The sequence below is a fragment of the Chlamydia sp. genome (genome assembly GCF_017472245.1).
Lineage (GTDB): Bacteria > Chlamydiota > Chlamydiia > Chlamydiales > Chlamydiaceae > Chlamydia.
This window is the reverse complement of record NZ_JAFUQR010000009.1, coordinates 1-20,553: the sequence shown is the minus strand read 5'-3', so window position 1 is coordinate 20,553 and position 20,553 is coordinate 1. Positions and strand designations below refer to the sequence as shown.

Below are 20,553 nucleotides of genomic sequence, written 5' to 3'. Positions count from 1 at the left end.
CACAAGAGTATGGGAGAGTAGGTCGTTGCCAAGCATTTTTTAATGTAAAATTCTTAGTCATAGACTGAAAGAAGAAGGGAGAAGAGCCATTCTAGTCGCTCTCTTCCCTTTTTTTTGTTTCTGTTTTTCTCTTTTTTTGATACATACCCTTCAATTTGCTGCAGGAAGAGGGGGAATGTAGATGTATCGGGATAGACAGGCCTTCTTACTACTTTGTTTAAGCCAAGCTTTTTTATCTCTTTCTGGAGAGGAACAGCGTTCTCTGCGAAATAGCTCTATGGAGGACGTTAATCATCGGAATCACCTTCCTGTGCCTTCTTTAGACTATCGTCCATGGTCTAGGCTTGGGGCTTTACGATTAGATTTTTTCCCTGGAGAAAGGGAGTATCCTTTTGAACATACTGCTATCGATTGGCTTTTCCCCGTTTATGATTCGTTAGAGTTTTTGTTTTTTTCTCAGCTAGGTTTCAGACATAACCTTGACCGCAGAGATATTGTTAATCTTGGCGGGGGCGGACGCATTTTTAGAAAAAATTGGATGTTGGGAGCCAATGCCTTCTGTGATTATGATTTAACAGGAGACAATGCGCGCTTGGGGCTAGGTTTGGAGTCTTGGACCAACTTTTTGCAATTCTCTATGAATGGTTATATTGGTCTATCTTCTCGCCATCATTCTTCTATACGCCCTGATTATCAAGAATCTCCTGCAAATGGATTAGATTTCCGTCTTCACTACTGGCTTCCTTTCCTTCCTCATTTAGGAGGAAAGATTTTTTATGAACAGTATTTCGGAAAAAAAGTTTCGTTATTTGGAAGAAGTGATTTACAGCACGATCCTTTCGTGGTTACGACTGGAGTAGAATTTACTCCTTTCCCGCTCCTTTCTTTAGGGATCGATCATCGTATGAGTAAATTTCCTCGGCATTACACTCTGTTCAATGTACGACTGAATTATCGATTTGGAGAAAGTTTTGCTTCTCAACTAAATCCTCTTTTAGTCACAAAGATGCGATTTCTAAATGAAAACCGTTATAACTTTGTCAGTAGAAATAATGTCATTGTCTTCGACTATTCTGAATATACCTATGATATTTTTGTTTCGCCTTCATCGATTTCTGATATAGAGTTCGCGTCCTCAACAGTTACGTTGAAATGTCCTAGTACTAAGACGATCGCTCAGTTTGAATGGGACGCACAAAATTTTATTGAAGCAGGAGGGGAAATCACGTTAGTCTCTTCTGGGAAATCAGGAGCAGAGTACAAGGTAAAACTGCCTCCTCATAAACTTCGCCTCTCCTTGAAACAAAAAATAGTCCCTACAAATGAGTATACGCTCCAGGTTTTTGCTGTAGATACATCTGGGAAGCGCTCGAAAACAGGAACTCTTTCCATTGCAGTTAGCCAAGATCCTCGCGTTTCAATAGCTAGACAATATTTTCTTAATGGATCTCTTGTCACAGATTTTACAACACCTCCTATTGCGAACGATCAAGATTTTGTGGAGATTGAATTTACTGTAACAGGAACGTATGGGCCTCTAATCGGTAAAGAAGTATTGGTTCGTTATTCTCAAGGATCGGAAGAAAGGTATGAAGTACTACTCACAGATTCGCAAGGGAAAGTTCGTACTTCGCTAATTAAAACTACATTGGCGTCTCCGGTAGAAGTTGATATCGCTGTTAACTCTGTTGTGGATGTAGTAACGATTCCTTTTGGTCCTGATGAAAAAACTGCTCATGTTTCAGGGTCGGTCCATATTTTGCAAAATAACCAATTAGCTAACAATCAAGCCAAAGCAGAAGTTCTATTCACCATCGTTGATGCCTACAATAATCCTATTCCAAATTTTGCAGTTACTGCTGAAGCATCTAATCATGCAACTCTAGACGTCTCATCGTTAGTCACTGACACAGAAGGGAAAGTTAAGTTTTCTTTAACAAATGCTTATTCTGGAATTACTAAAGTAACAGCAACATCGAATAATACCACATCAATAGCGACATTAGAGTTTTTACCAGTCTTGAAGGTGGATAATCCTGAAGTTATCGTAACAGCAAAATCTTATACAGCAGGAAAGAATCCTGTGTCGGTTACATCGTCTTTTTCAGGGACCCAGCAGTGGTCAATACAGCCTTCTTTACCACAAAGACTGCAGCTAGATAGTGCAACAGGGAAAATATCCGGGACGGTAGAGTCCGAGTACGGTATTCCAGCGACGAATTATACTTTATTTGTTCGTGATAGTCATGGAACAAGAAGTTCTTCAGCTTCTTTTGCCTTGGTTGTGAATCCTCCTTTTGTTATTTCGCAAAAATTATACCGTCGTGTTTTGTCAACGGATAGTCAGGTCAATATTCAAGCTTTTGGAATTACAGGAGGAGAACCTCCCTATGAGGTTACAGTTTCTCCAGCATTGCCTTCTAACTTATCTGTAAGTAATACGGGAGTTATATTAGGACGCACAACAGCAACAACGATAGGAGAGAAAGAATATACGTTTACGGTTACTGACCAACAAAAAGAGCAGAAAAATATTAAAATACAACTTTCTGTTGTTACGGGAGCTCAGATTACTGTTGTAGTAAAAGAGAAAATGCTAACGAAAGACACCTCAACAACTCAGGGGAATTCTTCTTATATCCCTATAAAAGCAACACCTTCTGCAGCAGATGGAGCAGTAAGTTTTACTGGGATTACACCAGCTCTTCCCAAAGGGATTAATTTGAATTCTACAACAGGAGAGATTACAGGGACTCCCACAGAAGAGTCTTCTTTGCAAGTCTATACTATGACCGTTCGTGACGGAAAATCTGGTGCTGAGAGCCAAGTAGATTTTGAATTAGGTGTTGCGCCTAGTTTTGTTGCTCAGCAAAGTACGTATCAGAAAATTTTGGGAGTTAATACTTCTGTATCCTTCCCTATATGTAGTTTATCTGGAGGGGTTATTCCTTACGATGTTACGATTACTCCTAATCTTCCCAATGGGCTTCAGTTGGATGCTAAAACGGGGATTATCTCAGGCATTCCAACAGATACCGGTCAGTTAACTGAATATACGGTTACTGTCACGGATGCAAATAAATCTCCTAGGCCAAATATGCGACTTTCTTTGACTGTTGCGAATGTTCCCACAGTGACTGATAAGGAACCGAATAAAGTTGCGGTTGTTGGGAGCTATTTAAATTATACGCCACTATCAGCAACTTCTGCTGTAACAGGGAAATCGGTTACTTTTACAAATATTTCTCCAGCTCTTCCTGCAGGTTTATCTTGGAGGTCCAGTGATGGTTCCATATATGGAACTCCACAAGCGGTTACAAGCCAAGATACTTTTACTTTTACTATTCGTGACGGAGGAACTGGAGCAGAAATTCAAAAATCTTTTAAACTTTCTGTTTTTCCAAAACTGACTTTTTCACAAAAACTTTATAATAAAACTTTAATTGCTGGAACATATGTAGATATAGAAGTATTGTCTATTACTAATGGGAGTGGTGATTATGAGCTTGTTGATCAGACAAGTTTGCCATCAGGACTCTCATTGGATTTAGAAGGAACTGGAGCATCTCGTTCGGTAAAATTGAAGGGAACGCCTACCAGCTCACAAACAGAAGCTTCGTATACATTCCAAGTTAAAGATAGGCAATCCGGATTATTTACAGGTTCTAGAACATTAAAACTTACTGTCAGTGGGGGAAAAACATTTCGTCGTCAATTATCAGAGTCTGTTTTGTTCGACTATATTCGACAGAATCAGATACCCCTTGAGATGATCCAAGAAAGGCATCCTAGCACAGTCGGCTTAGGGATTGGAGCGAGTGTGACATTCAAAGAAATCCCTCAGAAGAATAGAGTTAAAAGAAAACGGGATTATAAAATCCGACGTCCTATCATTCGTAAAAGAAGTTTTGTCGGGAATTTCGAGAAAGCAATTCGCATGATTAAATTGGGAGGGGGGATTGCCGATAGTAGGTGGCCTCATATTTGGGGAAGAGATGTTTTATTTACGAATCTTTCAGAAAAAATCCCTACAGGAATGTCAATTCCTCAAGATTGTGAGATTAAAAGAGAGCTTAATTCAATGAGTGTGCTCCCGATTTTTGTAGCAAAGGATTAACTTCCAAAGTCATCTAAGACGATGGAAGAACGCTCTACCCCATAGTTATCAAGCAAGGAGAGAATACTACTATTATGAAGTGCCGGACCACAAACATAGTATAGGTAGTCTTCTGGATTAGGAAGCTTACTGAGCTGACCAAGTTCAAAAGCTTTGAACAAAAAGTTAGTTTTAATTGGATCGTCTTTATCCCATCCCTTCTCTAAATCTTCTGGGAGGGGCTGGGAGAGGACCAAGTGATAATGGAAGTTAGGAAACTCTCTGTCTAATTTTTCATATTCTTCTTGATAGATATTTTCTTTAAGAGAGCGAGCCCCATACCATAAAGTAAGATCTCTATCTGTGTGTTTGTCTAGTAATAAATCGAGAATATGGCTTCTTCCGAAGGAAGAGCCAGCTCCTCCGATTAAGAAAATAACTGGGCGTTTGTCATTCTTCATAAAAGATTCTCCGTAGGGCCCGGATACTGTTACCTTATCACCCGGCTTAAGGGAGAAAATATACGAAGAACACACTCCCCAAGGAATTGAAGGATCGGGAGAGTGATTGACAAGGGGAGGAGTAGCAATACGAACGTTAAATTTAATAAGGGGGAGCTCTGCTGGATAAGAAGCAAGAGAATACGCTCTATTCGCTGCATTCGAGTCCGCAGATAGATGATCAATAGTTTTATCGAAGAGATGGAAAGTCTCCCAATCACTGTAATATTGGGGATTCATCGTTTGTTTCCAATCAGAAGAGTTCGTCTTGTACGAGGGAACAGTGATCTGTAAATATCCCCCAGGTTTAAAAGGGATAGGACGCGAGGGATCTACAGAAAGGACCAGCTCTTTGATGAAAGTTGCGACGTTTTCATTGGATACAACTGTGCCTTCCCAAGAAGAAGCATTGAAATAACGCTCTTCTATCTCCAAACTAATATCGTGTTGTACTTTCGTTTGGCAGGAAAGCCTCCATCCTTGTTCCAACTGTTGTTTAGAGAAGGTGGAACGATCTGTTTCTAGAGGTTCATCTGCATTTTTTGTGATGCGAACTTTACACTGTTTGCAAGCGGCTTTCCCTCCGCAAGGAGAGGGGATAGCTATTCCTGAGTCGAGTAAGGAAGAGAGTAAGGTCTTTCCGCTATCTACAGTCTTAGTAAGAGAGTCATCATTATTGATTCTTAGCTTACAAGGGTGAATTTTAATAAGAAATTTTCGGGATAAAAGGATAATGGCTACAAGAGTAAGGCCTAGAGAACAAAACGCTGCGGAAGCGATAAAAATTGGATACAGGCTTGAAAGCCAAGTCATATTATAAAAATCTCTGGAACTTCAATAAGACTGTAGCGTCAAGTTATAGTTTACTCTATAAAAAATCAACGGAGTTTTTTCGTTTTGTTTTGTGAAGCGAAATTCTGTTTCTCAGAATCCCGCTTCACAAATTCTTTTATTTTTCAGCTTTAAGAATTTCTGAAATAGCAGCTTTAAGGATTTCAATTTTCCCTGAGGCAATATTTAAAATAACTGTGTGTTCGCGAATTTCTGCAATTGTTCCAACGATCCCCATAGCAGTTACTTTATCTCCAATAACTAATTCGCTTTTTCTTTTTTCCATAGCTTGACGGCGTTTTTGCTCTGGGCGCCATAGGATGAAATAGAAAAAGACAATGGCGATTCCCAACATTACTGCAGGCTGCCCAAATGTTGCTCGTTGAGGAGAATCAACATCAGCAAATAAAACTGGGCAACATCCCAAAAAGAAAAGGAGGCTAAAAAATACACGAGAGAACATGGAGGTACCTTTTATTTAGGGTTAAAAAAGGATAGGGTATCACAGGGAAGATAGGGGGATCAATCCTTTTCCAGGAGTAAAGGCGGGGGTAGCGTTCTTTTAGGAATCTCTCCTTTCTAAAAGGACAACATTTTCTAGGTGGCTGGTGTGTGGGAATTGGTCTATAGGCTGCATTCGTTGAAGTTGATATCCCTGATCAACGAGTATTGAGCATTCGTTGAATTGCGTAAAGGGATTACAAGAGACATAAATAATTTTTTGAGGGACCATACGTAAAAGGTATTTTAATGCTTTATTTTGCATACCACAACGAGGGGGATCGATCACAACGATATCTGGGGAGGGAAGGTTTTCATTACGTTTGCAAAATTGTTTAGCGTCTTCTAAGAACACTTCCATGTTTACGGAGTTGAGTTGAATATTCTCATGAGCTGAAGCAACAGCATCTGGGATGATTTCAACGCCAATGACTTTTTTGACATAAGGAGAGAGCAGAATCCCAATAGTCCCAGCTCCGCAATATAGGTCTAAAAGGGTTTCTTCTCCTGAAGGATCTATAAATTCTTTAATCGTTTGAATGATTTTTTCTGCTTGGCAGCTTTGTGGTTGGAAGAAGCTTCTCGGGCGAATATGAAACAAGCTTGTGTGCCCTTCTATCGATAGCTGCTGTTTGAGGAAATGTTTCCCATAAAGGTGGGTTGTTCGAAAGGTAGTTGGACAGTTTCTTGCAGAAAGCTTTTCTTCCCAAAAAATGGAAGTAATTGGTAGGCCAGAATCTAAAAGAGATTGTTGCCATTCTTCGATGACTTGTTGAGGGACAGCAAACTCCTCTCTCCCAGAAGTGGTCAAAATAATCATAAAGTCTTTAGAGATATTCCCTATTCGGACAGTGAGCGTGCATAATGAACCTTTATTTAGGGGGGGATAATAAGCAGACAACCCTGGATGGGCAGCCCACCAAGCTCGAGTGAGCTGAAGAATGTCCATGGCACGCTCATCAATCATCAAACACTCAGTAATAGAGATCCCTTTTTTGGGTTTAGATGGAGAGATAAACCCTAAAGTTTTTTCTCCATCAACAGTTTGATAAAAAGAGAATTCCATTTTATTCCTTCCGCGAAGAAGAGGCGAGCAGGGAATTACAGGAAGAATTTTTTGAGAAGAGATAAGAGGAGAGAATAAATTCTGTAGAGCAAGTTCCTTCGTTTTTAAAGAGAACGCATATTCTGTTTGAGGAGATGAGCACCCCCCACAGATTCCGAAATGTTTACAATTACGAGGACAAGATGACAACTTTGAGTCCTAAAGAAAAAAGTTTACTTCAAAAGAAGAAAGAAGTTTTAGTTTTTATTTGCAAAGAATTGCCTAAGGGCAAGGAGAAGGTAGCATAAAAAGGAGAAACCATCAATGAGAAGAAAAGAGGGCCCAGTTAACAAAAGTGCCCTCTACAAAAAAGAAAGTCCCAAGATTTTATTTTTTTGTTGAGTGAGTTTTTTTAGCTGTTTTAGCTTTTGTCTTGGTAAAGATTTTTTTTGTTGGTTTAGCTTTGACTTTAGTTACACAAGTTTTTTTTGTGCACATTTTTTTTGCTACTATTTTAGTTGCTCTTGTAGGTTTTTTAGCGGCTGCTTTAGCTTTTTTGGCTGCCACTTTACTTCTTTTCATCAAGCCCATTTTCTCTGCTTTGATGGACTCTTTACGATAGACTTTCGCAATTTTTTCCAATCTGATGGATTCGGTACGAACTCGTTGAGCTGCGGCTTTATTTCCTTTTTCTGCTTTAAGTAAATTTAGTTGGATGCTCTCCAACAAATCTGTCATTTTTTTTGCCGTATCTTTTAGCGCCATGAAAAAATATCCTCTAGTTGTTGTTTTAAACTATTTTCTTCAGTTTTAATTTTTAATTAGTTTGTTTGTTCAAATTCGTGCAACCATTTTCTAGTGTTCTAGGTAGGCTTTGGAAGCTCCTTTGTTTAATTCTTTGTGTACCGCTCTGTTTATCAATAGGTTATTTTCCCTTTAGGTAGAGAAAAATTTTTTATAAAACCATGTGCTGCAGAGTGTCTGGATAGGGTTTTCTTAAGAAAAAAGCTTGCTCTGATGTAGGAAGATTTGTGATAGATCTTTTCGAGAGAGAGCGCTAACATGCCCTAGAGATAAAAAAATTCTGAAATTTTTTTTGAAAAAAGGAATAAAAGAGAGTTTCTGTATGAATATTCGCAAGTTCATTCTCGGGGGCTGTTCTTGGTTTCTGATAGGGCTGGTGATATGCTTGAAAGTTGAAGGGGCGCTCTCCTTCGGACATCAATGTGCAGATGTTCACAAAGCAATGCGAGATGGTAAGCCGCTCTTACCTATTTTCGATGCTTTTATTGGGCGTATTGTTAAGGAAAGTGCATCTTTGTCTGAGAAGGATTGGGAAACGGCGTCATGGCTGATTTGCGAGTACATTCGTGGAAGTTTAAAGCGAGGAGAACAAGAACTCTGTATAGATCTTGTAACTCCGTTGTTCTCTTTAGCGACAATGCCTGCGAAAGTAAAAGGGCGTATTCGTCAAGTTTGGCAGACTCTCAATCCTCAGGGAGTCTCCTTGAAAGATTTGGTTCATATGTTAGAGAGTTGCGGTTACCCTTCTTCTCCACAGGATCAATTGATGCTTTCTTTATATAATATGACGTTGCATAGCAGTTATGAGAATAAGAAAGCTGAGATCCTTTTTGCTAAAGAGCAAAAAGATTATTTCGAAGCATTGTGTTTATGCGAAGAGTTAGAAGAAAGTTTAGCTACAGGAGAGTGTTCTCCTCCTCCCGCAGTATGTGATGTAGAAAAGGCTTTTTTGAAAAAAATCTCGCTAGCTACGAGGTGGGAGAAAGAAAAAGCGTTAGAGGGACAGCCTTCTTCGGAATTACTCTTGGCTTATTGCAGTGCGGAGGAGAGCTATGCGCAAGCAGTAGAGCAGCTTATTAAAAATATAGAAAAGGGGGATCTAGATCGAACACAGGAAATTGATGCGATTCTGTTTGCTCATGCATTGAGTCAGCTGCCTTGGGAAGAAGCTCTTGGAGAGCACGAATTAGAAGTTCTTATATCTCGAGGACAATATTTAACATCTGTTTATGCTCAAAATGCATATTTTACCTTGCTAGAGCATTACTTCAACAAAGCTCGGATACAGGAAGTAGCGCGTTTATTGGACTGTGGAAAACTAGTCTTTATTGAGCCACATAAAAAATACCCAGAATATCTCTTTTTTTTAGGGAAATATTGGTTTCACTTAAAAGATTTTTCTCAAGCTGAGGAGATATTTTCTTCTGTTCTTCGGTATGCAGATCGATTGGGAGTATCTTTAGCGGAAACTTACGAGTACTTGGGATGTTTAGCCTGCCGTAAAGAGCAATATTCTTCTGCCGAAGAATATTTTTTGAAAGCTTATAAAGGGTGGGGCAGAGAAGAAGCTGGGATTGGGCTGTATTTATTAGCGGCTTTAAAAAAGAATCTTGTTCTTTGGCAAAAGACTGAGGAATTAGTATCTTTAGCATTCCCCCACCAGGAATTTTTAAAATGGATGAACAGAAACTTTTTGCCTAAACAGGATCAAGAGGCTTCTTCTTCACTTAAAGTTCTTCGGAGAGCGCATCTTTTATCCGACGAAGCTTTTTATGGATTATTGCTGAGTGAAATGATTAGCCGTTCTCAACGAGAGAATTCTTCTCCTATAAAACAGCTCGTCTATGATCAATTAGACCGAAAGGTTGTGCAGCAGTTAACAGAGAAGTTAGCACAAACAAAGGACAGTTTTTTACGACGAAGACTGTCTTTGTGGAAAGCTTTGTATGAAGAATCTTTGGAAGATTGGAACGTTTCTTATCAAAGCAAAAATAGTTTTGAAAGGGCCTTTCTTCTTTGCTTTTCTGCTTTATTTCATTCCTCATCTAATTCAATAGAGCAAATACCGGAGACTTTCTCTTCAGAAACTTCTTTATGGCAATCCTCACTGAGAATGGTGTGGGGACTGAGTCGTTCTAGCCAAGATTTTTTGTCGGATACTTATTTGTTAGGCATTACTGAGCGGCCTTGGGGGGATAGACTCTATCTTTTACAGTATTCTTTTGAGCGCTACCTTTCTGCAGATACAGAAATTCTAGAACATTTAACGAAATTTCCGGAATTGTTCCCGCAATCTTCTTTGCTACCTTTAGTATATTATTTGCAGTCAAGGGCTGAGGGATTCTCTGTCACAAAGGTTGCTTGGCTAATAAGAGCTTTGGAAGCCTTTTCTGAAAATTCTTTTTGTACGAAGGGGATGAAAGCCTGGGCCCATATTTACTATTTAATCAAACTTGATTTGGCAGAAACCTACTTATACTTAGGGAAAAAGACAGAATCTTTAGCTCTTTTTGAAGAAATTAAGGAAGATTGGGAAACTCATCATCATCCTTACATAAGGTTGATGAATCAAACGAATATCCGAGTATTACTAGAAATGCGATGGGTTATTGGACTTGCTCATGCATATGAGGCTTTTCAGGCGCATGAATATCGCAACGCCTTATTGATGAATCATATTGAAAAACGACTGTTTCAAATACATCCAAGACAAGAGTATGTTGGAAAGATGTTAGCCGTTATTAGCTCTTTATGTAGAGAGTTGCTAGCTGCAGATTCTTCACGGTCGCAAAGAAGCGATAGTTTCGTAAGCAGATGTGACGGCTCGGTTTAGACCTGGGCCAGCAAAATTTTGTCCCACAATTCTAATATTTGAAGGAAGTTTAGATAACAGTCGCTGTCGTGACTGAATAAACCCTACGTGGTGCTGAGGAAGCCCTTCTTGGGGAGAGAATAAAGAGAATGCTTGAGGCGGAGTATAGATCTGTAGATATTCAGAAATAGCGGCTAAAGAAAAGGCATAAGCTTCTTCATAATGCCACCTTCCCTCTAGAAGTAGAGAGATAAGTGTGAGTGATTGATTGTGATTAGGAAATACTTCTGAATTAAATACGATCCCTAGTAAGGGAGGCGTATCGGCAAAAAGCATCCCATATCCATGAGGAATCGGTAGCGAAGTATGCCAGCCTAAGGCTACGCAAGAAAGATCCCAAGATGATGTTGTTAGTTTAATAAGTTTGGATTCAGGGATATCCTCTAGACAAGAGGGGAGATCTAAAACAGACCCAGCGTAAATGAGTAAGTCTCCGGTAATCTCTCCCTTAGGCGTAGAAAGAGAAATCTCTCCATTAGCTAGCTGACGGATTTTGGTTACAGGAGTAGAAAAATGCCAAGTAGCGGGCAGTTTATCATGTAAAGTTTGAGTTAGCTTCCCCATACCAGAACGTAAAGTAGCCAGATAGGGCTCTTTTTTATTGTTTTTAGGAAAGGTTTTGAGATAGCTTCGTAACAAAGAACCAGTCTCTGCTTCTCGACGAGTTAACTCTGGATAGGCCATTTGAGCTGAGAGTATATGACTGTGACCAGCTCGAATAGCCACACTGATGGGGTTTAAGAGATGTTTTCTGAGCTTTGAAGAGCTATGTCTTTTGAAGAATGCTTCTACAGAACTATCTTGTTTGTAGGGACGAGCAAATAGATCTTTAACCAGAGTCAAAGGAAGATTTTGTTTCAAGATTGTCCAAGGAGAAACTTTGCGAATTTTATTCCCATAATGAATAAACCGGGTTTTAGCTGCTGGAGAGCTGTACAATAGCTCATCTGCTAAGCCCAAAGATTGGATAAGATGCTGGGTATTTTTCCCATCATGAGACAAAACAAAACCTTTTGGTCCCATATTTAAAGCAAGATCTCTGTGTTTTTCTGTGACGATGAGACCTCCAGGACGGGATTCTTTTTCTAGAATGGACAGCTGAACATGAGGGAACCGCTTATGCAGCCACCATCCTGCAGATAGACCAGCAATACCAGAACCAACGATGAGTGCGTGTTTCATATGGATTTTGAAAAAAGAGGTTTTCCTGCAACGTTTTTCAAAAAATAATGGTCAAAAGCCGTGGCAATTACTCGCACAAAAAGCTCTCCAAGAGGAGTAACTTGCAAAGAAGAGGAGTCTTGACGGATCAAACCAGCACTCTCCATGCCACACAGGCGATCATAGCTATCGGCAAAGTATAGATCAAATCGTTCATGAAAAAGTTGTTCGAATTCTAGTTTAGATAAAGAAAACGAGCACATCAATGTATGAATGACCCATTTTCGAATTTTGTCATCTTGGGAAAGGATTTTTCCTTTTACCGTTGCGAGTTTCCCTGAATGAATAATGCTAGAATATTCACGAAGATCTTTAGAGTTTTGTAAATAAATTCCTCGGAGAAAACTTGTGGCTGACATACCAAATCCAAGAAGGTCTTCTTCAGGAGGAAGAGAGTATCCCTGGAAATTGCGAATAAGAGTTTTGTTCTTAAGAGCGAGAGTTAGAGGATCATCAGGAAGCGAAAAGTGGTCTAGGCCGATGGCATGATATCCTTCATGGATAAGAGTATGCCGAGATTGAGAATAGATTGTGAACTTTTCCTCAATAGAGGGAAGTTCTTTGGCTTGCAGTGCTTTTTGATGAGGTTTCACCCAAGGTACATGTGCAAAAGAGAATAGAGCAAGACGATCCGGACGCATATCCAAAATATCTTGAATCGTTTTTTGGAAACTAGAAGGGGTTTGTTTGGGCAACCCATAAATTAAATCGATATTGATTCCCGTAAATTTTAACTCTCGAAATTTTTCATAAGCTAAGAGAGACTCTTCATAAGGTTGGCGTCTACGAACTGCTTCTTGAACCTCCCATTGGGTATCTTGGATTCCTAAGCTGACACGATTAAAACCAAGATCATGAAGAAACAAGGGTTTATCAGCATCTTCTCTTAAGCTTCGAGGATCAAATTCGATAGCGAGCTCTTCAAGATGAGAGAGATCAAAAAATTTATGGATATGAGTGAACAAGTGTTGGAATTGAGCCCTTGATAAACGGCTAGGGGTGCCTCCCCCAAAATGAATTCTAGAGACTGTTTTCCTTTCCTTTAATAAAGAAAAAGCGAGTTGCATTTCTTGGATTAAAGTTTCTATGTAGAGATCTACAACTTCAATTTTTCTATTTAAAACGACGGCACATCCGCAATACAAACACATTGATTGACAGAAAGGGATATGAAAATACAAAGAAAGAGGGCTTTGCTCGTTCTCAAGTTTCTTCAACGCTGTATAACCATGGTCAGAGGAAGGTTCCCAGTCGACGATAGTAGGATAACTTGTGTAGCGAGGAGCTGGCTGATGAAGTCCTTTTAGGAAATTGAAGTTGACGTTAAACATGATACGACAGCCTGTACGTTTTCTAATGGCGTTTGAGGCAGAATACCGTGCCCTGAATTGAAAATATAATGAGATTGCTGTTTTAAAGGAGAAAGATAGGTTTCAAGATAAGAAATAAGTAAATCTTGAGGCAATAACAGAAGAGCTGGGTCGAAATTACCTTGGATGGATCCTGGGTTGTCTACCTGACGATACAATTCCGAAAGTTCTATGTGATAATCTGGATGGAGGGTATCAGCTCCTGTAGCATATAGAGACAGAAACTCTTGATAAAAGCATCGACAGAATAGGCTAACAGGAGGATTCCCATTTTGTTTGATCTTTCGAATCAGTTTAGTATTAGGAGCAACTACATATTTTGAGAATAAGCTAGGTGGCAGACGTAAACTAGAAGATTCGAAAAGCTGAATGGCTGCAGCTCCTGCTTGTATCTGTATATGCAGATAAGTAGCCGTAGCCTGAATAATGTCATCCAGAAGGGTTTGGAATTTGTCAGGATATTGATAAAGAAAAGCTATAGTTTTAGAAAAATCTTTGGATGCACCACCTTCTATAAGATAACTAGCAAGAGTAAAGGGAGAAGCAGCAAAGGCAATTAAAGGGACTGTGAGTTGTTTTGTTAGTTTTTGAATAGCTTCAAGCAAAAAAGAGAAGGTATTCAGAGGTTCTTGAGTAAAAATGAGGGGCTGATGGGGAGAATAGGAGATTTCTGGCCCTGGGGCAAATTGGTAATTGACTGAGAACCCTTCCAGGATAGACAAGATATCTACGAAAATAATAGCAGCATCTACTCCTAATAAAGAAGGACCTAATAGGGTTGCCTCTACAATCGACTCTGTATCTAAAAAAAACTCTTTTAGAGAGCGATTTTTTTTGAGTTCTCGATATTGAGGCATATATCGTCCGACTTGACGCAGAAACCATACAGGGGGACGTTGTTGGCCGCTGGGAGAGATTGCTTCATAAAAAGCTGCCATAGATTATCCTCAAATCTATTTTATTTTGGGAAAGCCTTCTCTATGGATTCTTGAACTTCTTGTACTAAAAGCTCAGGTGTAGGAGACAAAGAGTAGGGCAAGGTTTTTTGAATCTGTTTATTTTTATCGCAGTATTGCTGAATATATAATGCATTTCCCGTTCCTTTAATACTGGAAAGATGATACTCCAGTGCAATTAGGCGAATCCGAGCCAAAGCAAACAACCATAAAACTTCCTCTGGTAGCGGTCCGAATCTATCTCGAAGTTCTTCTTCTATAGCTTCTAATTCTTCCGCAGATTCTGCACTACCTATTTTTTGGTAAAATTCTATGCGCATAGAAGCAAGATCAATATAGTTTTCCGGAATACGAGAGTGATAGGGAAATTCAATTTTTACATCGTCATGAAAAAGCATAGGCTTTTGTTTATGCTTCAGCGCTGCTACGGCTTTTTTCAATAATTTGCAGTACAAGTTGAAGCCAACAGCACTGATATGCCCAGATTGGTCTGTTCCCAAAATGTTTCCTGCGCCACGAATTTCTAAATCATGAAGGGCGATCTTCATCCCACCGCCATATTCCTGTTTATTCAAAGCTTCTAGACGTTTGGCAGCAGGCCCTGATAGACGGTCTAAATGTGGGACAAGAAAATAACAATATGCTTTTTTGTTCCATCGTCCAACACGACCTTTCATCTGATACAGATCTGCCATACCAAATTTATCTGCTTGATCGATTAGAATAGTGTTAGCATTGGGGATATCAATACCGTTTTCAATTAAGGCTGTGGCTATAAGAACATTAGTTTGTTGAGTTTTGAATTTATAAAAAATATTGGCGAGTTCTTCAGCATGCATTTGTCCGTGGGCAACACCGATACGGGCCTCTGGAATTAAAGTCCGGATAGTCTTTCCCAAACGGAAGATACTTTCTATACGATTATGAATAACGTAAACCTGGCCTCCACGCAAAAGTTCATGACGTATGGCTGCGGATAAAGTTTCCTCAGAATGTTCCATGACAAAGGTGCTAACAGGAAGCCTATCCAAGGGAGGCATCGTAATAAGAGAAAGATCCCTAGCTCCTGATAAAGAAAGGTACAAAGTTCTTGGAATAGGGGTGGCCGAAACTGTGAGACAGTCTATAGTAGGATAACGCTCTTTCAAAGAATCTTTAGCTTTTACTCCGAAGCGTTGTTCTTCATCAATAATCAGAAGCCCTGGATTATGGAATTCTATAGTTTTATTGATGACTTTGTGTGTTCCGATTAAGATGTCGATACGCCCTTGGGCAATGTCCTCAAGAGTTTTTTTCATTGCTTTCCCTTGAGAAAAGCGGGAGAGCAATCCAATCGTGATGGGAAGACCTGCCATTCTTTGAGAAAATGTTTCAAAATGCTGATTGGCCAAGATCGTAGTGGGGACCATAACGATTACTTGCTTTTGCCCATCGCATACAGCTTTCACTGCTGCACGCATAATCACTTCTGTTTTCCCAAATCCTGCATCTCCGCAGATAAGACGATCCATTAGTTTATCGGACATCATATCTGCATAAATCTGGTCTATTGCTTTAAGTTGGTCAGGAGTCTCTTCATAAGGGAAACTTTCCGCAAATTTTATCACTTCTTCTCCATGAGAGGGATAGATGAAAGAATTTGCTGTAGAACGCTGTGCCTCCATTTGAATAAGTTTTTCTGCATATAGGATCACAGATTTTTCAGAAAGTTCTCGGGAACGTCTCCATTTTGCTCCATTCAGATGATGAAGATCAGGAGCTTTTTCTGAAGATCCAACATAACGAGAGATTAGATAAGCCTGGTCTGAAGGCACATATAGGCGTGCTTTGTCTGCGTACTCTAGGACTAAATAATCAGTTTCAATATTGAGGTGATTAGGTCTCTTTTCTATACCAATAAACTTTCCGATGCCATTGTGCAAATGTACAACCGTTTCTCCAGGAACGGGAACATAGACTTCTTCCGTGGAGGTAGAAAAATAGTTTCGCTGTTTTTGTCTGCGAAGGACTTTGCTTGCAGCAAATTCTGAAAGAGAAATAGCAGCAAATCCTGCTTCCACTAAAGCAAAACTAGAGGAAAGCGTTTTAGGTTTATCATAAATCTGAGAGGTTTTAATACAACTTCCTGCAAGCTCCCGAGCTTCTTTCAAAGATTTACTATTAGGAGAATAGAGAGCTAAAGAGAGTGTACGTCCGGAACAAAATTCTTGGAAAGTTTGTAAAAATGCAATCAAAGGATTGTGTTCATCACTTGTTTCTATGAGAGCTGGCGGATAAATAAATGGCAAGCAAACTCTTTGAACGGAGATCTTTTCGTGAAAAGCTTCTAGATAAAATCCTTTATCTTTGTGTGAAAAAAGGTTGGGAAATTGTTGTTCTTCAAAAAATAAAGGCTGGGATTTTTTTAGAATTTGTCGAAATAAATCTTGAATAGAAATAAAACGCTTAGGAAGAGAAGACAAGATTCCTGAAATATCTGCGAAATTATCTTCTAGAGAGGAAAAATTATCGAAAATACAAAGAGGGAATTTTTCAAAATAATCTAGAAGTGAGTGGGATAATTTATCTGTAGGAATGACAGCTGTGGCAGAAGAAATGGTAATATGAGAAAGTTTTCCTGTAGAGAGCTGATCAGAAGGATTGTAAGATCGAATAGAAGAAATACGATCGCCCCAAAACTCGATACGGAAAGGTTCGGGAGAAGACAAAGGGAAAATATCAACGATGCCTCCCCGAAAAGCAAAATCCCCTTTTTCTCGAGCAAGGGCTTCATGCCGATATCCTAAATTTTTACAAAGATCTAGCAAAGTATCTGGATCGAGCTCTTCTCCTATACGAAGTTCGAGGTGATCATGAATTAAAGATTTTGGAGAAGGAGTTCTTTCTAGTAAGGCTTTTAGCGTAGTAATGCAGACAACAGGTTTCTTTTGTTTCTGCAGGTCATATAGGATTTGATCTCTTTTCCCTACAGCATCAACATTGACTAGTTTGGGGGATAAATCTATCTCTGAAGCAGGGAATTCAAGAGGAGACTCTCCCAATAAGGTAGTAAGATCTTCAAATAAGTCATCAAGTTTTGTAGGCGTCGTTATGATGATGATAGACTGTTTGAGTTCTCGGAAAAGTTTTGCAACGACAAAAGACCGGGCTCCCGTATGAAGATTTTCCACAAGAGATGGGAGCTCGGAATCTTTTAGTGAAGAAAAACCAGAGAAATTTATGCTAGTTGGGTCGAAATCCATTGTCTCAAAGCTTTGTTAAGAACTTCTATTTGAGGCAGTTTTGTAGAACTGCCTTGGGCAGAAACCGCTTTCCCTCCACAACGACCTCCGTATGGAGCAAGAAGCTCTTCAAGCAAAGCTTGTGCTTGAATTCCTCGTTTTGTCAAATCATCAGAAATCCTAGACAAAACAATAAAGCGGCCATTCTTTTCTGTTACCCATAGAGAAATAAAGTTTACCGGAATTTCTTTATGCAAGGTATTTGCATAATGTTGTATTCGTTGACCTTCCTCTTCAGTTAGAGAACAAACCAAATAAGAGGTTTCATCAACTTTTTCGCACAGAGATAATAGGTTTTTCACCTGTTGTTGGACAAGTTGGTTCTCCAAGTGAGCAACTTGTTTAGCCAAATCTTTCTTCTCTTCTATAACGTTACGGATTTTGACAAGAATTTGATCTTTAGGAGATTGAATAACCACTGCTATTTCGTTCAGATTGGCATCTTGTCCGCGGGCAATATTCTCTGCATCTTCTCCTGTAGTTGCTTCTATACGGCGTATCCCTGTTGCAACCGCGTGCTCTTTGATGATTCTGAAATATCCAATGTCTCCAGTTGCCTGAGCGTGTGTTCCCCCACATAATTCATGAGAAAATCCTGCAGAAACTACTCGGACAACATCGCCGTATTTATCTCCAAAAAACTGTTTAATTTCAGAAGATCCCATGACATCGGAATACAAAGCTTCTCGAATGGTTACAGGGGCATTTTCTCGAATTTTTTCGTTAACAAGGGTTTCTATAGTCAAAAGATCTTCAGGAGATAGAGCTTTGTTATGAGTAAAATCTAATCGAATTTTTTGAGCGTCTACATATGAGCCCGCCTGACGAATATGTTCTCCAAGCGTTATTTCGAGAGCTTTATGCAAAAGGTGGCAGCCAGTGTGATTGTTGGCAGTTTTTTTCCGGAGGTTTTGATTTACTTGTGCTGTGACTGCCATTGTTGTCTGTAATCTTCCCTGAGAAAGTTTCCCGTGATGTACAATCAATCCTGCTTTAGGAGTGGTCGTATGAGAGACTAAAAAGGTGCCGGCCTTACAAAAGATCTCTCCGGAATCTCCGATTTGGCCCCCTTTTTCTGCATAAAATGGTGTAGTGCGTAAAATAATCGCCCCTTCTTCTCCTTCTTCTAAGGTTGAGGCGACTTCATTGTATTTAACGATACCTTCAATAAAGGTGTCACAGGAAAGCATGTCGTATCCAACGAATTCAGAGGTATCTGTTGGGTTTAAATCCTGGAAAATGGAATCACTATCGTTTTTGATTTTATTCGTACTTTTTCGGGATCGCTCTTTTGCTTCTACTTCTAGCTTTTCGAACGTTTTCATATCCACAGTGTAGTTATGGTCTTTGGCTAGCAGTGCAATCTCATCAATAGGAAGACCATACGTATCCTTGAGCTTGAAGGCATCCTCTCCAGAAATTGTTGATGAGGAAGCTGAAGATTTCAGTACTTGTTGGAGAAGATTTCCCCCTCGTTGTAATGTTTTGAAAAAATGTTCCTCTTCATGAGTAAGGACTTCCTGAATTTGTGTTGCAGACACCTGAAGTTCAGGATAAGCTTCTCCCATGGTTTCTACTAGAGAAGGGACGACTTCTGCCAAAAATGGGTGGTGGAAGCCAAGATGTTTCCCATAATTGACAGCACGACGAAGGATTTTTCTTAATACATAACCTCGTTCTGTGTTTCCTGGTAAGAGCCCATCTGCTATAGCGAAAGAGAGGGAGCGAATGTGATCTGCTATAACCCGAAAAGCAGCTCCTTTAGGCTCCGTTGGAGAGTAGGAGACTCCGGATAAATTTTCTACTTTAGCGATAAGGTGTCTTAAAACATCTGCTTCGAATACAGTTTCTGTTTCAGCTAACAAAGAGACTAATCGCTCTAGACCTGCTCCGGTATCCACACACTTTTTCTGTAAAGCTAAAAGTGTTCCATCAGATGTTCTATTGAACTCCATGAATACAAGATTCCAGTATTCTAAAAAACGTTCCCCATCAACATCATCAAGAGGAGTAGAAGCGCTTCCAAATTTTTCTCCTCGATCAAATAATAATTCAGAACAGAACCCACAAGGCCCAGTGTCAGCCATGCTCCAGAAATTATCTTTATCTGTTAAACGGAAAATTTTATCTGTTGGAAGGTATTTTTCCCAAAGAGCGAAAGCTTCATCATCTTTCTCGTGCACGGTGGCGTAGATAAAATCAGGATCAAAGTTAAAAACAGAAAGCGAGACTTCCCAGGCGAAAGAAATGGCATCTTGTTTGAAGTAATCGCCAAAGGAGAAATTTCCTAACATTTCAAAGAAAGTAAGATGTCGAGATGTGTGACCGACATTTTCTAAGTCATTATGTTTCCCTCCAGCACGAATACATTTTTGGGAAGTAGTTGCTCTCGTGTAACTAGTCTTTTCTTTCCCTAAAAAAATATTCTTAAATTGGTTCATTCCCGCGTTAGTGAAGAGAATAGAAGGATCATTATGTGGGAAAACTGGGGAGGATGCTACAGGAGTATGGTTCCGGTTAGCATAGAATTTTAGAAAGTTAGATCGAAGAGTATTGCTTAACATGGGAAGACCACTTTTTAACTCACAATAATAAAAAAGATTTTCGAAAAGAAAACCTCAAGAAGGTTTATCCGAAGACAAGTCCTCAGGCTAAAAAGAATAGAGTTAGGGACTGTTTAGAGAAGAGAGGCCTTCGGCTTCAAGAAGGGATATACTAGTAGATAATCTATAATTAGAACAAGCCAAGATATGTGCCTGGTGGGAACAATTCAAAAAAAGAGTTGTAAAAAGGGAATTTTATTTGGGGAAAGAAAAGGTTAGGGGATAGAAATTCGTACAAACTGATGTATTTTTTCCAATTTTTTCAGGGGCTGGAAAGGGTTGAGGGTAGTGTGAGGGTTGGGTTTAGGTAGGATGGTTAGTAAGAGAGGAGGAGTTGTGATTAAGGAAAAAAGATAAAAAAAGGTGCAAAAAAAATAGGGGGTAGCATAAGATGTAGCTTTCTTTCTGACGGAGGTTGGAAAGAACACTTCTCTGGAGAGAGGAGGCGCGAAAAGGCTTACGGTTGTAAGTTT

11 protein-coding genes are annotated in these 20,553 nt (G+C 39.6%); 2 read left to right on the top strand and 9 right to left on the bottom strand.

The window, feature by feature from the left end:
• The first annotated feature begins 181 nt into the window (after positions 1-181).
• Positions 182-4,117, top strand: coding sequence for an inverse autotransporter beta domain-containing protein (locus tag IJ490_RS04405; RefSeq protein WP_291894761.1), 3,936 nt, complete (start codon positions 182-184; stop codon positions 4,115-4,117).
• Here IJ490_RS04405 and nqrF read toward each other — a convergent pair.
• From nqrF to IJ490_RS04385, 4 genes are all read right to left on the bottom strand, one after another.
• Complete coding sequence (gene nqrF / locus IJ490_RS04400; RefSeq protein WP_291894758.1) at positions 4,114-5,409, bottom strand: NADH:ubiquinone reductase (Na(+)-transporting) subunit F; 1,296 nt, start codon at positions 5,407-5,409, stop codon at positions 4,114-4,116. The genes IJ490_RS04405 and nqrF overlap by 4 nt on opposite strands.
• 136 nt (positions 5,410-5,545) lie before the next feature.
• A complete protein-coding gene (gene yajC / locus IJ490_RS04395; RefSeq protein WP_291894755.1) occupies positions 5,546-5,890 on the bottom strand; it encodes a preprotein translocase subunit YajC in 345 nt (114 codons plus the stop codon).
• A 99-nt stretch (positions 5,891-5,989) separates the two neighbouring features.
• Positions 5,990-7,183 carry a 23S rRNA (uracil(1939)-C(5))-methyltransferase RlmD gene (rlmD, locus tag IJ490_RS04390; RefSeq protein ID WP_291894752.1) on the bottom strand — a complete coding sequence of 398 codons (1,194 nt, stop codon included), beginning with the start codon at positions 7,181-7,183 and terminating at the stop codon, positions 5,990-5,992.
• Positions 7,184-7,360: 177 nt separating this feature from the next.
• Positions 7,361-7,738, bottom strand: a complete 378-nt coding sequence (locus IJ490_RS04385; protein ID WP_291894749.1) for a histone — start codon at positions 7,736-7,738, stop codon at positions 7,361-7,363.
• 361 nt (positions 7,739-8,099) lie between these two features.
• Between IJ490_RS04385 and IJ490_RS04380 the strand changes: the two genes are divergently transcribed.
• The gene (locus IJ490_RS04380; protein ID WP_291894747.1) at positions 8,100-10,610 is read left to right on the top strand and encodes a CHLTR phosphoprotein; all 2,511 of its coding nucleotides are present in this window, start codon (positions 8,100-8,102) and stop codon (positions 10,608-10,610) included.
• Here IJ490_RS04380 and IJ490_RS04375 read toward each other — a convergent pair.
• Genes IJ490_RS04375 through alaS form a run of 5 tightly spaced genes read right to left on the bottom strand, consistent with a single transcriptional unit; the run spans position 10,557 to position 20,041 of the window.
• Complete coding sequence (locus IJ490_RS04375) at positions 10,557-11,831, bottom strand: protoporphyrinogen oxidase (protein ID WP_291894745.1); 1,275 nt, start codon at positions 11,829-11,831, stop codon at positions 10,557-10,559. The genes IJ490_RS04380 and IJ490_RS04375 overlap by 54 nt on opposite strands.
• Positions 11,828-13,201, bottom strand: coding sequence for an oxygen-independent coproporphyrinogen III oxidase (gene hemN / locus IJ490_RS04370; protein ID WP_291894742.1), 1,374 nt, complete (start codon positions 13,199-13,201; stop codon positions 11,828-11,830). Before hemN ends, IJ490_RS04375 begins: the two co-directional genes overlap by 4 nt.
• Positions 13,174-14,178, bottom strand: coding sequence for a uroporphyrinogen decarboxylase (hemE, locus tag IJ490_RS04365; protein WP_291894739.1), 1,005 nt, complete (start codon positions 14,176-14,178; stop codon positions 13,174-13,176). The genes hemN and hemE overlap by 28 nt, the downstream gene beginning before the upstream one ends.
• A 20-nt stretch (positions 14,179-14,198) precedes the next feature.
• On the bottom strand, positions 14,199-17,438 hold the full coding sequence (gene mfd / locus IJ490_RS04360) for a transcription-repair coupling factor (RefSeq protein ID WP_291894736.1): 3,240 nt from the start codon (positions 17,436-17,438) through the stop codon (positions 14,199-14,201).
• The gene (gene alaS, locus IJ490_RS04355) at positions 17,414-20,041 is read right to left on the bottom strand and encodes an alanine--tRNA ligase (protein ID WP_291894733.1); all 2,628 of its coding nucleotides are present in this window, start codon (positions 20,039-20,041) and stop codon (positions 17,414-17,416) included. Before alaS ends, mfd begins: the two co-directional genes overlap by 25 nt.
• Positions 20,042-20,553 lie beyond the last annotated feature (512 nt).